The 13,289-nt window shown below is 62.1% G+C and carries 26 protein-coding genes; all 26 read left to right on the top strand.

Going from position 1 to position 13,289, the window contains the following annotated elements; translation table 11 throughout:
• On the top strand, positions 1-93 hold a 93-nt coding region (locus NKI24_RS32215), incomplete at its 5' end, for an EF-Tu C-terminal domain-related protein (RefSeq protein WP_502901505.1).
• Between the two features lie 63 nt (positions 94-156).
• Complete coding sequence (gene rpsJ, locus NKI24_RS32210) at positions 157-465, top strand: 30S ribosomal protein S10 (RefSeq protein WP_006205468.1); 309 nt, start codon at positions 157-159, stop codon at positions 463-465.
• Positions 466-561: 96 nt separating this feature from the next.
• The gene (gene rplC, locus NKI24_RS32205) at positions 562-1,290 is read left to right on the top strand and encodes a 50S ribosomal protein L3 (RefSeq protein WP_352451050.1); all 729 of its coding nucleotides are present in this window, start codon (positions 562-564) and stop codon (positions 1,288-1,290) included.
• Positions 1,290-1,910, top strand: a complete 621-nt coding sequence (gene rplD, locus NKI24_RS32200) for a 50S ribosomal protein L4 (RefSeq protein ID WP_023675140.1) — start codon at positions 1,290-1,292, stop codon at positions 1,908-1,910. Before rplC ends, rplD begins: the two co-directional genes overlap by 1 nt.
• Entirely contained in the window at positions 1,907-2,200 is a 294-nt protein-coding gene (locus NKI24_RS32195; RefSeq protein ID WP_023675139.1) for a 50S ribosomal protein L23, read from the top strand. The genes rplD and NKI24_RS32195 overlap by 4 nt, the downstream gene beginning before the upstream one ends.
• Before the next feature lie 22 nt (positions 2,201-2,222).
• Complete coding sequence (rplB, locus tag NKI24_RS32190; RefSeq protein WP_023675138.1) at positions 2,223-3,056, top strand: 50S ribosomal protein L2; 834 nt, start codon at positions 2,223-2,225, stop codon at positions 3,054-3,056.
• Positions 3,057-3,072: 16 nt separating this feature from the next.
• Positions 3,073-3,351 carry a 30S ribosomal protein S19 gene (gene rpsS / locus NKI24_RS32185; protein WP_006205463.1) on the top strand — a complete coding sequence of 93 codons (279 nt, stop codon included), beginning with the start codon at positions 3,073-3,075 and terminating at the stop codon, positions 3,349-3,351.
• A 2-nt stretch (positions 3,352-3,353) separates the two neighbouring features.
• Positions 3,354-3,743: a 50S ribosomal protein L22 gene (gene rplV / locus NKI24_RS32180; RefSeq protein ID WP_006205462.1), complete on the top strand. Its 390-nt coding sequence runs from the start codon at positions 3,354-3,356 to the stop codon at positions 3,741-3,743.
• On the top strand, positions 3,743-4,468 hold the full coding sequence (gene rpsC / locus NKI24_RS32175; RefSeq protein ID WP_023675137.1) for a 30S ribosomal protein S3: 726 nt from the start codon (positions 3,743-3,745) through the stop codon (positions 4,466-4,468). Before rplV ends, rpsC begins: the two co-directional genes overlap by 1 nt.
• A 27-nt stretch (positions 4,469-4,495) precedes the next feature.
• A complete protein-coding gene (gene rplP / locus NKI24_RS32170; RefSeq protein WP_006205460.1) occupies positions 4,496-4,909 on the top strand; it encodes a 50S ribosomal protein L16 in 414 nt (137 codons plus the stop codon).
• A 13-nt stretch (positions 4,910-4,922) separates the two neighbouring features.
• Positions 4,923-5,123, top strand: coding sequence for a 50S ribosomal protein L29 (gene rpmC, locus NKI24_RS32165; RefSeq protein ID WP_006205459.1), 201 nt, complete (start codon positions 4,923-4,925; stop codon positions 5,121-5,123).
• Between the two features lie 11 nt (positions 5,124-5,134).
• The gene (rpsQ, locus tag NKI24_RS32160; RefSeq protein ID WP_023675136.1) at positions 5,135-5,374 is read left to right on the top strand and encodes a 30S ribosomal protein S17; all 240 of its coding nucleotides are present in this window, start codon (positions 5,135-5,137) and stop codon (positions 5,372-5,374) included.
• A gap of 82 nt (positions 5,375-5,456) precedes the next feature.
• Positions 5,457-5,825, top strand: a complete 369-nt coding sequence (gene rplN, locus NKI24_RS32155) for a 50S ribosomal protein L14 (protein ID WP_006205457.1) — start codon at positions 5,457-5,459, stop codon at positions 5,823-5,825.
• 12 nt (positions 5,826-5,837) lie between these two features.
• Complete coding sequence (rplX, locus tag NKI24_RS32150; RefSeq protein WP_254817150.1) at positions 5,838-6,152, top strand: 50S ribosomal protein L24; 315 nt, start codon at positions 5,838-5,840, stop codon at positions 6,150-6,152.
• On the top strand, positions 6,145-6,723 hold the full coding sequence (rplE, locus tag NKI24_RS32145) for a 50S ribosomal protein L5 (RefSeq protein ID WP_008875670.1): 579 nt from the start codon (positions 6,145-6,147) through the stop codon (positions 6,721-6,723). The genes rplX and rplE overlap by 8 nt, the downstream gene beginning before the upstream one ends.
• 27 nt (positions 6,724-6,750) lie before the next feature.
• Positions 6,751-7,056 carry a 30S ribosomal protein S14 gene (gene rpsN / locus NKI24_RS32140; RefSeq protein ID WP_352451046.1) on the top strand — a complete coding sequence of 102 codons (306 nt, stop codon included), beginning with the start codon at positions 6,751-6,753 and terminating at the stop codon, positions 7,054-7,056.
• A gap of 12 nt (positions 7,057-7,068) precedes the next feature.
• On the top strand, positions 7,069-7,467 hold the full coding sequence (gene rpsH, locus NKI24_RS32135) for a 30S ribosomal protein S8 (protein WP_006205453.1): 399 nt from the start codon (positions 7,069-7,071) through the stop codon (positions 7,465-7,467).
• 89 nt (positions 7,468-7,556) lie between these two features.
• On the top strand, positions 7,557-8,090 hold the full coding sequence (rplF, locus tag NKI24_RS32130) for a 50S ribosomal protein L6 (RefSeq protein ID WP_023675133.1): 534 nt from the start codon (positions 7,557-7,559) through the stop codon (positions 8,088-8,090).
• Positions 8,091-8,175: 85 nt separating this feature from the next.
• Entirely contained in the window at positions 8,176-8,535 is a 360-nt protein-coding gene (rplR, locus tag NKI24_RS32125; RefSeq protein WP_023675132.1) for a 50S ribosomal protein L18, read from the top strand.
• Between the two features lie 155 nt (positions 8,536-8,690).
• Positions 8,691-9,254, top strand: coding sequence for a 30S ribosomal protein S5 (gene rpsE, locus NKI24_RS32120; RefSeq protein WP_006333394.1), 564 nt, complete (start codon positions 8,691-8,693; stop codon positions 9,252-9,254).
• A 24-nt stretch (positions 9,255-9,278) separates the two neighbouring features.
• A complete protein-coding gene (gene rpmD / locus NKI24_RS32115) occupies positions 9,279-9,476 on the top strand; it encodes a 50S ribosomal protein L30 (protein ID WP_006205449.1) in 198 nt (65 codons plus the stop codon).
• Between the two features lie 22 nt (positions 9,477-9,498).
• Positions 9,499-9,972, top strand: a complete 474-nt coding sequence (gene rplO, locus NKI24_RS32110; RefSeq protein ID WP_352451045.1) for a 50S ribosomal protein L15 — start codon at positions 9,499-9,501, stop codon at positions 9,970-9,972.
• A gap of 191 nt (positions 9,973-10,163) precedes the next feature.
• Positions 10,164-11,504, top strand: coding sequence for a preprotein translocase subunit SecY (secY, locus tag NKI24_RS32105; RefSeq protein ID WP_023675130.1), 1,341 nt, complete (start codon positions 10,164-10,166; stop codon positions 11,502-11,504).
• Positions 11,501-12,112, top strand: a complete 612-nt coding sequence (locus NKI24_RS32100) for an adenylate kinase (protein WP_352458551.1) — start codon at positions 11,501-11,503, stop codon at positions 12,110-12,112. The genes secY and NKI24_RS32100 overlap by 4 nt, the downstream gene beginning before the upstream one ends.
• Positions 12,113-12,309: 197 nt before the next feature.
• The gene (gene rpsM, locus NKI24_RS32095) at positions 12,310-12,678 is read left to right on the top strand and encodes a 30S ribosomal protein S13 (protein WP_006205445.1); all 369 of its coding nucleotides are present in this window, start codon (positions 12,310-12,312) and stop codon (positions 12,676-12,678) included.
• A gap of 145 nt (positions 12,679-12,823) precedes the next feature.
• A complete protein-coding gene (rpsK, locus tag NKI24_RS32090; RefSeq protein WP_006205444.1) occupies positions 12,824-13,213 on the top strand; it encodes a 30S ribosomal protein S11 in 390 nt (129 codons plus the stop codon).
• Positions 13,214-13,289: the final 76 nt, after the last annotated feature.

The raw sequence follows: 13,289 nt of genomic DNA, 5'->3' as shown, positions 1-13,289 counted from the left end.
GTGCCGATCGCCATGGAAGAGAAGCTGCGCTTCGCCATCCGTGAAGGCGGCCGCACCGTCGGTGCCGGCATCGTCGTCACCATCACAGAGTAATTTGGACTTAAACCGATCTGTCGCGGGCGCTGCCCGCGCCGCGCCAGAACAAGGAAGTGACGCATGAACGGACAGAATATCCGCATCCGCCTGAAGGCGTTTGATCACCGGGTGCTCGACGCCTCGACACGGGAAATCGTGTCGACCGCCAAGCGCACCGGCGCCAACGTCCGCGGCCCCATTCCGCTGCCGACGCGGATCGAAAAGTTCACGGTCAACCGGTCGCCTCACGTCGACAAGAAGAGCCGCGAGCAGTTCGAGATGCGCACGCACAAGCGTCTGCTCGACATTGTCGACCCGACCCCGCAGACGGTCGATGCTTTGATGAAGCTCGACCTGGCCGCCGGTGTCGACGTCGAGATCAAGCTCTAAGGAACCAGAGGTCAGCGGGGCGACCCGGAACTCTGAAGGAACAAGAGGCGTGGAGGGGCGACAGCCCCGACAGGGAACTCTAAAGGAATTGAACCGATGCGTTCAGGTGTGATTGCAAAGAAGGTGGGAATGACCCGCATCTACAACGATGCCGGGGAACATGTTCCCGTCACTGTTCTCCAGATGGAGAACTGCCAGGTCGTGGCGCAGCGCACGCAGGAGAAGAACGGCTATACCGCCGTCCAGCTCGGCGTTGGCCTTGCCAAGGTGAAGAACACGTCGAAGGCGATGCGCGGCCATTTCGCGACCGCTTCCGTCGAGCCCAAGGCCAAGGTTGCCGAGTTTCGCGTCTCTGCCGACAACATGATCGATGTTGGCGCCGAGATCACCGTCGAGCACTTCGTCGTCGGCCAGAAGGTCGATGTGACGGGCACCACGATCGGCAAGGGCTTCCAGGGCGTCATCAAGCGGCACCACATGGGTGGCGGCCGCGCAACGCACGGCAACTCGGTGTCGCACCGTACACACGGCTCGACCGGCCAGCGCCAGGATCCGGGCAAGGTGTTCAAGGGCAAGCATATGGCCGGCCACATGGGCGACACCCGCGTCACCACGCAGAATGTCGAGGTCGTCTCGACCGACGCCGATCGCGGCCTGATCCTGATCCGCGGTGCGGTCCCGGGTTCGAAGGGTGCATGGATCCTGGTCCGCGACGCGGCCAAGGTGGCGCTTCCGGCCAATGCGCCGAAGCCCGCCGCGATCCGCGCCCTTGCGACTGACGGTGCCGCCACGAACGAGGCCCCGGCCACAGAGGGAGCGGAATAATGGACCTCAAGATTACAACGCTTGGCGGCAAGGACGCCGGCAAGCTGAAGCTCTCCGAAGAGATTTTCGGCCTCGATCCGCGCGAGGACATCCTGCAGCGCGTCGTGCGCTGGCAGCTTGCCAAGAAGCAGCAGGGCACGCACAAGGCCAAGGGTCGCGCGGAAATCGCCCGCACCGGCGCCAAGATGTACAAGCAGAAGGGTACGGGCCGCGCCCGTCACCATTCGGCTCGCGCTCCGCAGTTCCGCGGCGGCGGCAAGGCCCACGGCCCGGTCGTGCGCAGCCACGAGCACGATCTGCCTAAGAAGGTGCGTGCGCTCGGCCTGAAGCATGCGCTTTCGGCCAAGGCCAAGAGCGCGTCGATCATCATCATCGACGAGCTGAAGCTGACCGAGGCCAAGACCAAGGCGCTGATCGCGAATTTCGCGACGCTGGGCCTGAGCAACGCCCTGGTGATTGGCGGCGCCGAGCTTGACAAGAACTTCAAGCTGGCAGCGACCAACATCCCGAACATCGACGTGCTGCCCATCCAGGGCATCAACGTCTACGACATTCTGCGCCGCGGCACGCTGGTCCTTTCCAAGGCCGCCGTCGAGGCTCTCGAGGAGCGCTTCAAATGACCGACCTTCGTCATTACGACGTGATCGTCTCGCCGGCGATCACCGAAAAGTCGACCATGGCTTCCGAGCAGAACCAGGTCGTCTTCAACGTCGCCAAGAAGGCGTCGAAGCCGGAAATCAAGGCCGCCGTCGAAGCGCTGTTCGGCGTCAAGGTGATGGCCGTGAACACGCTTGTCCGCAAGGGCAAGATCAAGCGCTTCCGCGGCACGATCGGCCGCCAGAGCGACGTCAAGAAGGCGGTTGTGACGCTGGCCGAAGGCCAGTCGATCGACGTCGCGACGGGTCTCTGAGCAAGGTCGCGAGGACAGAACAATGGCACTGAAAAAATTCAACCCGGTAACGCCGAGCACCCGTCAGCTGGTCATCGTCGATCGGTCGGGCCTCTACAAGGGCAAGCCCGTCAAGGGCCTGACCGAAGGCCTGACCAAGTCGGGCGGCCGCAACAATTACGGCCGCATCACAGCCCGCTTCATCGGCGGCGGTCACAAGCGCACCTACCGCATCATCGACTTCAAGCGCCGCAAGTTCGACGTCGTCGGCACGGTCGAGCGCATCGAGTACGATCCGAACCGCACCGCCTTCATCGCGCTGATCAAGTATGACGATGGCGAGCTGTCCTACATCATCGCCCCGCAGCGTCTGGCTCCCGGCGACAAGATCGTGGCCGGTGAATCGGTCGACGTGAAGCCGGGCAACGCGATGCCGCTGGCCTCGATGCCGGTCGGCACGATCGTCCACAATATCGAGCTGAAGCCCGGCAAGGGCGCTCAGGTCGCCCGTTCGGCCGGCGGTTATGGCCAGCTCGTCGGCCGCGACCAGGGCATGGCGATCCTGCGCCTCAATTCGGGCGAGCAGCGTGTCGTCCACGGCTCCTGCATGGCCACTGTGGGCGCCGTGTCTAACCCGGACCACGGCAACATCAATGACGGCAAGGCAGGCCGCACCGTGTGGCGCGGCAAACGTCCGCACAATCGCGGCGTGACCATGAACCCGGTCGACCATCCACATGGCGGCGGCGAAGGCCGCACCTCGGGTGGCCGCCATCCGGTTTCGCCCTGGGGCAAGCCGACCAAGGGCAAGAAGACGCGGTCCAACAAGGCGACCGACAAGTTCATCCTGCGCTCGCGCCATCAGCGCAAGAGCTAAGAAGAGGTAACGCCAAGTGACTCGTTCGATTTGGAAAGGCCCCTTCATCGACGGCTACCTTCTGAAGAAGGTGGACAAGGTTCGTGAAGGTGGTCGCAATGAGGTGATCAAGATGTGGAGCCGCCGCTCCACCATCCTGCCGCAGTTCGTCGGCTTCACCTTCGGTGTCTACAACGGCCAGAAGCACGTTCCCGTCTCGGTGAACGAGGACATGGTCGGTCACAAGTTCGGTGAATTCGCTCCGACCCGGACCTATTACGGTCACGGCGCGGATAAGAAGGCGAAGAGGAAATAATCATGGGCAAGGCCAAAGCTCCGCGCAGGCTTGCTGACAACGAAGCGCGCGCCGTGTTGCGCACGATCCGTATCAGCCCGCAGAAGCTGAACCTGGTTGCCGCGCTGATCCGCGGCAAGAAGGTCGCGACAGCGCTTTCCGACCTCGAATTCTCGGCCAAGCGGATTTCCGGCACGGTCAAGAAGACGCTGGAATCGGCGATCGCCAACGCGGAAAACAACCACGACCTCGACGTCGATGCGCTGATCGTGGCGGAAGCCTATGTCGGCAAGTCGATCGTCATGAAGCGGTTCCATGCCCGTGGCCGTGGGCGCGCCAGCCGTATCGAGAAGCCGTTCTCGCACCTCACGATCGTCGTTCGTGAAGTCGAAGAAAAAGGGGAGGCCGCATAATGGGCCAGAAAGTCAATCCGATCGGTCTGCGTCTCGGCATCAACCGCACCTGGGATTCGCGCTGGTTCGCGAACACCGGCGAGTACGGCAAGCTGCTGCACGAGGACATCAAGATCCGCAAATATCTTGAGAAGGAACTCAAGCAGGCTGCGATCTCGAAGGTCGTGATCGAGCGTCCGCACAAGAAGTGCCGCGTCACCATCCATGCGGCGCGTCCGGGCCTGATCATCGGCAAGAAGGGCGCCGACATCGAGAAGCTTCGCAAGAAGCTGATGGAGATGACCAAGTCCGAGACGCATCTGAACATCGTCGAAGTGCGCAAGCCGGAGATCGACGCGACCTTGGTCGCCCAGTCGATCGCCCAGCAGCTCGAGCGCCGCATCGCGTTCCGCCGCGCCATGAAGCGTGCCGTGCAGTCGGCGATGCGCCTCGGTGCCGAAGGCATCCGCATCAACTGCGCCGGCCGTCTCGGCGGCGCCGAGATCGCGCGCATGGAATGGTATCGCGAAGGCCGCGTGCCGCTGCATACGCTGCGTGCCGACGTCGACTACGGCACGGCCGAGGCGAATACGGCCTACGGCATCTGCGGCGTCAAGGTCTGGGTGTTCAAGGGCGAAATCCTCGAGCACGACCCGATGGCTTCGGAGCGCCGCGCCACCGAGGGCGATCATGCGCATGGCGGTGGTGGTGAGCGCGAACGCGGTCGCCGTCGCGAAAACGCGTAAGACATTTAGGAATTTGGAGTTAGAACGATGCTGCAGCCAAAGCGCACAAAGTTCCGCAAGCAGTTCAAGGGCCGCATCCACGGTACCGCCAAGGGCGGCACCAACCTGGATTTCGGTGGTTTCGGGCTGAAGGCGCTTGAGCCGAACCGCGTCACCGCGCGTGAGATCGAGGCGGCCCGCCGCGCGATCACCCGCGAGATGAAGCGTGCCGGCCGCGTGTGGATCCGTATCTTCCCGGACGTGCCGGTGACGTCGAAGCCGACCGAAGTCCGTATGGGTAAGGGCAAGGGCGCGGTCGACTACTGGGCGGCACGCGTCAAGCCGGGCCGCATCATGTTCGAGATCGACGGCGTCAACGAGGAAACCGCCCGTGAGGCGCTGCGTCTCGGCGCGGCCAAGCTCTCGGTCAGGACGCGCTTCGTACAGCGCATCGCAGAATAAGGACGGGCTGATCATGAAAGCCGAAGACATCCGGACCAAGACCCAGGACCAGCTGACCGACGACCTGGCCAGCCTGAAGAAGGAGCAGTTCAACCTGCGCTTTCAGAAGGCCACCGGCCAGCTTGAGAAGACCGCGCGCGTGAGGCAGGTCCGCAAGGACATTGCGCGTATCAAGACCATCGCTGCGGAAAAGTCCGCGGCCAAGAAGGCTTAAGGACGAAAACCATGCCAAAGCGCATTCTGCAGGGCACCGTCGTCAGCGACAAGAACGAGAAGACGGTTGTCGTCAAGGTCGAACGGCGCTTCACGCATCCCGTGATGAAGAAGACCGTGCGCATGACCAAGAAGTACAAGGCGCACGACGAGAACAACGCCCACAAGGTCGGCGATCAGGTGTTCATCCAGGAATCGAAGCCGATTTCCAAGGACAAGCGCTGGGTCGTGGTGTCTTCGGACCAGGCCTGATCAGGGCCAACGAAACGAATTTTGGACAGACCGGGGAGGGGTGAGAAACCCGTCCCGTTAGAAAAGAAGAAGGCGGCCAGTCATGATTCAGATGCAAACAAACCTCGACGTCGCGGATAATTCCGGCGCCCGTCGTGTCATGTGCATCAAGGTGCTGGGCGGCTCGAAGCGGAAATACGCTTCCGTGGGCGACATCATCGTGGTGTCGATCAAGGAAGCCATCCCGCGCGGCCGCGTCAAGAAGGGCGATGTGATGAAGGCGGTCGTGGTTCGCACGGCCAAGGACATCCGCCGCCCGGACGGCAGCGTGATCCGTTTCGACAAGAACGCAGCCGTTCTCGTCGACAACAAGAAAGAGCCGATCGGCACGCGTATCTTCGGACCGGTTCCGCGCGAACTCCGCGCCAAGAACCACATGAAGATCATCTCGCTCGCGCCTGAAGTGCTGTAAGGAGCCGGACCAATGCAGAAGATTAGAAAAGGCGACAAGGTCGTCGTGCTGGCCGGCAAGGACAAGGGCCGTTCGGGCGAAGTCCTCTCGGTACAGCCGAAGGACGACACCGCGCTGGTGCGCGGCGTCAACCTGATCCGTCGTCACCAGAAGCAGTCCCAGTCCCAAGAGGGCGGGATCATCACCAAGGAAGCGCCGATCCAGCTGTCGAACATCGCGCTGGCCGACCCCAAGGATGGCAAGCCGACCCGCGTCGGCTTCATCTTCCAGAAGGACGGCAAGAAGGTGCGCGTCGCCAAGCGCTCGGGAGAAGTCATCAATGGCTAAGGCTCAAACCAAGCAGGCAACTGCCCAGAACACGCCGCGCCTCAAGCAGGTGTACAACGAGACCATCCGCAAGGCGCTGCAGGAGCAGTTCGGCTACGAGAACGAGATGCAGGTTCCGCGCATCGACAAGATCGTGCTGAACATGGGCGTCGGCGAGGCGACCGGCGATTCGAAGAAGCCTTCGATCGCGGCGGAAGACCTTGCGATGATCGCCGGCCAGAAGGCCGTCGTCACCCGCGCCCGCAACTCGATCGCCGGCTTCAAGGTCCGCGAGAAGATGCCGATCGGCGCCAAGGTCACGCTGCGCAAGGAACGCATGTACGAGTTCCTCGACCGCCTCGTGAACATCGCACTGCCGCGCGTCCGCGACTTCCGCGGACTTAATCCGAAGAGCTTCGATGGCCGTGGCAACTATGCCATGGGCATCAAGGAACACATCGTGTTTCCGGAGATCAACTACGACAAGGTTGATCAGATCTGGGGCATGGACGTCATCGTTTGTACGACTGCGAAGACGGACGACGAAGCCAGGGCATTGCTCAAGGCCTTCAACTTCCCCTTCCGCCAGTAACGGCAGCGAGAAAAGGAAAAATCTGAAATGGCAAAGACCAGCTCAGTCGAGAAGAACAACAGGCGCCGCAAGCTTGCGGACCAGTTCGCTGCCAAGCGCGAGGTGCTCAAGGCGATCATCATGGATCAGTCCAAGCCGATGGAAGAGCGCTTCCGCGCCCAGCTGAAGCTTTCGGCGCTGCCGCGCAACTCGGCCAAGACCCGCATCCGCAACCGCTGCGAAGTCACCGGACGTCCGCGTGCCTATTATCGCAAGCTCAAAGTATCGCGTATCGCGCTTCGTGATCTCGGCAATAACGGCCAGATCCCGGGCCTGGTCAAGTCGAGCTGGTAAGGAGGACATAACATGTCATTGAGCGATCCTCTCGGCGATATGCTGACCCGCATCCGCAACGCGTATGGCCGCAAGAAGTCGAGCGTTTCGACGCCGGCCTCGCGCCTGCGTACCCGCGTCCTCGACGTGCTGAAGGCGGAAGGCTATATCCGCGACTACAGCCAGACCGACTTCGACAACGGCAAGTCCGAAATCGAGATCGAGCTGAAGTATTTCGATGGTGCGCCGGTGGTGCGCGAAATCGCTCGGGTCTCGAAGCCCGGCCGCCGCGTCTACGTTTCGGCCAAGTCGATACCGCACGTCGCCAACGGCCTCGGCATCGCCATCCTTTCGACGCCGAAGGGCGTGATGGCCGACCACGAAGCGCGTGAACAGAATGTCGGCGGGGAAATCCTCTGCCAGATCTTCTGATCTGGTATGTGACCCGGTTGGAAACAGGTTTTCGGGATCTAGTCCCGAAAGCCGAGACCTGAAACAAGAGAAGTGACGAGGACAACAAAATGTCTCGTATTGGAAAGAAACCCGTTTCGCTGCCGCAGGGCGTGACCGCGACCGTCAACGGCCAGACCGTGACGGCGAAGGGTCCGAAGGGCGAGCTGAAGTTCGTGGTGAACGACGAAGTGCTGGTCAAGATGGAAGGCAGCGAGATCGCTGTCCAGCCGCGCGACCAGACCAAGACTGCCCGTTCCAAGTGGGGCATGTCGCGCACGCAGATCGTCAACATCCTGCAGGGCGTCAAGGACGGCTTCGAAAAGAAGCTCGAGATCACCGGCGTCGGCTATCGTGCCGCCATGCAGGGCAAGAACCTGCAGCTGGCGCTCGGCTTCAGCCATGACGTCGTCTACGAGACGCCGCAGGGCGTGACGATTTCGGTGCCGAAGCCGACGGAAATCACGGTGACCGGCATCGACAAGCAGCAGGTCGGCCAGGTTGCCGCCGAGATCCGCGAGTATCGCAGCCCCGAGCCCTACAAGGGCAAGGGTGTCCGCTATGCCGGCGAGAAGATCGTCCGCAAGGAAGGCAAGAAGAAGTAATTTTAACGCCGCGGGGAGCGGTCGCGGGAGGCTTGTCCTACCGCATATGGTTGCCCCCGTTTTTTGAAGGCAAGGAATTGATATCATGGGCTCGAAAGAATCCACCCAACGCCGCGCCCAGCGCGTCCGCCGCCAGATCAAGAAGGTTGCCGGCGATCGTCCGCGCTTGTCGGTCCATCGCACGTCGAAGAACATCTATGTCCAGGTGATCGACGACGCCAAGGGCCACACCATCGCGGCTGCTTCGACGCTCGAGAAGGAGCTCAAGGGCTCGCTCAAGACCGGCGCCGACACCGCGGCTGCAGCTGCCATCGGAAAGCTGATCGCCGAACGCGCCTCGAAGGCCGGCGTCAAGGAAGTCGTCTTCGACCGCGGCGCCTATATCTACCACGGCCGCGTCAAGGCGCTGGCCGAGGCTGCCCGTGAAGGTGGTCTGAGCTTCTAGAAGCATGATCCCGAACCGAAGGTCAGCGCAGCAAAAAGTTGCAGACTTTTCGGATAAGATCATGCGAAGGAAAAAAGAGTTTTCGCCCCCGGGCCCCGCAGAGGTGCCGGATATCATCATCAACCGTGCTTCCGGAAAAAAATAAGGAACAGGATATGGCACAGGAACGTAGGGATGGCGGCCGCGGCCGTGATCGCGAAGAGCGCGACGACGGCATGGTCGACAAGCTCGTCCACATCAACCGTGTCGCCAAAGTCGTCAAGGGCGGCCGGCGCTTCGGCTTTGCGGCACTTGTCGTCGTCGGCGACCAGAAGGGCCGCGTCGGCTTCGGCCACGGCAAGGCGCGCGAAGTGCCGGAGGCGATCCGTAAGGCGACCGAATCGGCCAAGCGCGACATGATCTTCGTGCCGCTGCGCTCGGGCCGTACGCTGCACCACGACGTCGAGGGACGCTGGGGTGCGGGACGTGTTCTGCTGCGCGCTGCCAAGCAAGGTACCGGCATCATCGCCGGCGGCCCGATGCGCGCCGTTTTCGAGACGCTCGGCATGCATGACGTGGTCGCCAAGTCGATGGGTTCTTCGAACCCCTACAACATGGTTCGTGCCACTTTCGACGCGCTGAAGAGCCAGATGCATCCGAAGGATGTGGCTGCCGCGCGCGGCATCAAGTATTCGACCCTTCAGGCCCGCCGCGGCACCGCCGTTGCGGCTGAAGAATAGTCGACGCTGACCAGGGATTTGACCATGGCCAAGAAAGCAACCAAGACCATCACCGTCGAGCAGATCGGTTCGCCGATCCGCCGGCCGAAGGAGCAGCGGGCAACGCTGGTCGGCCTCGGCCTCAACAAGATGCACAAGCAGCGCACGCTGGAGGATACGCCCTCGGTGCGCGGCATGATCGCTGCCGTCCAGCATCTCGTCCGCGTCGTGGACGAGGGCTGAGCCAGAGCGCAGGAGAACCCAGATGAAACTCAATGATCTGCGTGACAAGGACGGCGCGACGCACTCCAAGAAGCGTCTCGGCCGTGGCATCGGTTCCGGTTCGGGCAAGACCGCCGGTCGCGGCGTCAAGGGCCAGAAGGCGCGCTCCGGCGTCGCCGTCAACGGCTTCGAGGGTGGCCAGATGCCGCTCTACCGCCGCCTGCCGAAGCGCGGCTTCAACAATATCTTCGCCAAGAGCTTCACCGTCGTGTCGCTGGCCCGCATCCAGGCGGCGCTCGATGCCAAGAAGCTCGACGCCAAGACAGTTGTAACGGCCGAGGCGCTGGTTGCGGCTGGCGTCATCCGTCGCGTCAAGGACGGCGTGCGCATCCTTTCGGACGGCGACATCAAGGCCAAGCTTGCCTTCGACGTTGCCGGTGCTTCCAAGGCCGCGGTCGAGAAGATCGAAAAGGCCGGCGGCTCGGTGAAGCTGCCTGAGCAGGCAGCCGCCGAGTAACGGCAATTTGAAGCACGGTCGGCAAAGGTGGAATTCGGTTTTGCCTGCGGTCGTGCTTTGATCCGACAGATGTGGCGGCCGCATCAACGCGGCCGCTTGCATGTTTGCAGTCCGGAGCTTATCTCGTGAGCTTCGGTGACACGCGCCGCCTGAGCTGCGGGCATCGAGCGTGACCAAGCGGAGAATCAGGCATGGCTTCGGCTGCTGAACAACTAGCCTCGAATCTGAATTTTTCGGCCTTCGCCAAAGCCGAGGATCTGAAGAAGCGCATCTGGTTCACCATCGGCGCGCTGCTCGTCTACCGTCTTGGCACCTATATTCCGCTGCCCGGCATCAATCCCGACGCTTTCGCCCAGGCCTTCTCGTCGCAGAGCAAGGGCGTGCTCGGCATGTTCAACATGTTCGCCGGCGGCGCCGTGCAGCGCATGGCGATCTTTGCCCTCGGCATCATGCCCTATATCTCGGCCTCCATCATCATGCAGCTGATGACCTCGGTCATTCCGTCGCTGGAAGCGCTGAAGAAGGAAGGCGAGCAGGGCCGCAAGATCATCAACCAGTACACGCGCTACGGCACCGTGCTTCTGGCGCTGGTTCAGGCGTACGGCATTTCGGTCGGGCTTGAGGGCGGCAACGGCATCGTCAACGATCCCGGCATGTTCTTCCGCATCTCTACCGTCGTCACGCTGGTCGGCGGCACCATGTTCCTGATGTGGCTTGGCGAGCAGATCACTGCTCGCGGCATCGGCAACGGCATTTCGCTGATCATCTTCTCCGGCATCGTCGCCGGCCTGCCGCGCGCCATCTCCGGCACGCTGGAGCTTGGCCGCACCGGCGCCTTGTCGACCGGCCTGATCCTGGCGATCATCGTGCTGGCCATCATCGTCATCGCGCTGATCGTCTTCTTCGAGCGCGCCCAGCGCCGCCTGCTGATCCAGTATCCCAAGCGCCAGGTCGGCAATCGCATGTTCCAGGGCGATACCTCGCATCTGCCGCTGAAGCTTAACACCTCCGGCGTCATTCCACCGATCTTCGCCTCGTCGCTGCTGCTGCTTCCGGCAACGGTTGCCGGCTTCTCGCAGACCACCAATATGCCTGCATGGGCCAGCACCATCCTGGCGGCGCTCGGCCACGGCCAGCCGCTCTATATGGCCTTCTACGCGGCGATGATCGTGTTCTTCGCCTTCTTCTATACGGCGATCGTCTTCAATCCGAAGGACACCGCGGACCAGCTCAAGAAGCATTCGGGCTTCATCCCGGGCTATCGTCCGGGCGAGCGCACTGCGGACTATATTGACTATGTGCTCACCCGCATCACCGTCGTCGGCGCCATTTATCTGGTGCTGGTGTGTCTGCTGCCCGAGTTCCTGATTTCAGCGACTGGCGTACCGTTCTACCTTGGTGGCACTTCGCTCCTGATCGTGGTCAGTGTAACGCTCGATACGGTGGCGCAGATTCAGGGTCACCTGATCGCGCACCAGTATGAGGGCCTGATCAAGAAGTCGAAGCTGCGCGGGGGGAAAAAGGCCAGATGAGGTTGATATTGCTTGGACCGCCGGGGGCGGGCAAGGGGACACAAGCACTAAGACTGGTAGAACGACACGGCATCCCACAGCTTTCCACGGGGGACATGCTGCGTGCTGCTGTCCAGGCTGGCACCGAAGTCGGCAAGCGCGCCAAGGCGGTGATGGACGCTGGCGAACTGGTGTCCGACGCTATCGTCAACGCCATCGTGGCCGAGCGCATCGATCAAGCTGATTGCGCAAACGGCTTCATCCTTGACGGGTACCCGCGAACCCTGGTGCAAGCGGATGCCGTTGAGGAAATGCTGTCGGATCGCGGACTGGAGCTCGATGCTGTCATCGAATTTGTCGTCGATGACAAGGCGCTGGTTGGCCGAATCGTCAAGCGCGCCGAAGACGCCAAGGCCGCAGGCCTGCCGGTGCGCAAGGACGACAGCCCAGCGGTGTTCGAGGAACGCTTGAGGGAATATTACAAGAAAACCTCGCCGCTGATCGGCTACTACTACGCCAAGGGCAAGCTCAGGGGCGTCGATGGCATGGCCGACATCGATGCGGTGACGCAGCAGATCGAGGCGGTGCTCAGGGCGACGACCCGGAAAGTTGGCCAGGCGGCCGGCTAGAGATCGAACGATTGCGCTTGACTGGAGCGGTCCGCTGGGGTATGGCGGCCCGTCTTCCTATCAGGCATGAGGCTTGCTTGTCCGCAAGGGCAAGGCAGGCCGCTTTGAACTGGAAACTCCCGCAAGGGCCGGCCTCCACCGGACGCGGGGCAACTTGAAGCGCCGGCTCGTCCGGCCTATATGGAGAAGAGAAGAACATGGCTCGTATAGCCGGCGTCAATATTCCGACCAACAAGCGCGTCGTCATCGCGCTTCAATACATTCACGGCATTGGCAAGAAGTTCGCCCAGGAGATCGTCGACAAGGTCGGCATCCCGGCCGAGCGCCGCGTCAACCAGCTGACCGACGCGGAAGTGCTGCAGATCCGCGAGACCATCGACCGCGATTACCAGGTCGAGGGCGACCTGCGCCGCGAAGTTTCGATGAATATCAAGCGGCTCATGGACCTCGGCTGCTACCGCGGCCTGCGTCACCGCCGCTCGCTGCCGGTTCGTGGTCAGCGCACGCATACCAATGCGCGCACCCGCAAGGGCCCGGCCAAGTCGATTGCCGGAAAGAAGAAGTAATTTAGGGCAGTAAGGGAGTAGGGCAGGGCAGTAAGGCAATAGGAACGGCAGACATACTGCCCTACTGCCATATTCCCCTACTGCTTTCTCCCTGGGTGGAGCCGCTGGCATTACGGCGGTGTAGAGATCAACTGAAAGGACCATCATGGCCAAGGAAGCCGCTCGTGTTCGCCGTCGCGAACGCAAGAACATCTCGTCGGGCGTTGCCCACGTCAATTCGACCTTCAACAACACGATGATCACCATCACCGACGCGCAGGGTAACTCGATTGCCTGGTCGTCGGCCGGAGCCCAGGGCTTCAAGGGATCGCGCAAATCGACCCCGTTCGCTGCCCAGATGGCCGCAGAAGATGTTGCCAAGAAGGCCCAGGAACACGGCATGCGCATGCTCGAGGTCGAGGTCTGTGGACCCGGCTCCGGTCGTGAATCGGCGCTGCGCGCGCTGCAGGCTGCCGGCTTCACCATCACCTCGATCCGTGATGTGACGCCGATCCCGCACAATGGCTGCCGCCCGCGCAAGAAGCGCCGCGTCTAATGCATGTCGCCCAAAAGTGTAAAGCGGTTTTGGGGCAGCGACATGCATAAAAGCAAAAACCTAAAGCGCGACGCGC

It is taken from the genome of Mesorhizobium sp. M0701 (assembly GCF_040320365.1).
In the GTDB taxonomy this organism is placed as follows: Bacteria; Pseudomonadota; Alphaproteobacteria; order Rhizobiales; family Rhizobiaceae; genus Mesorhizobium.
Note: the sequence above shows the minus strand (reverse complement) of the source record. Positions and strands in the feature narration are given on the sequence as shown.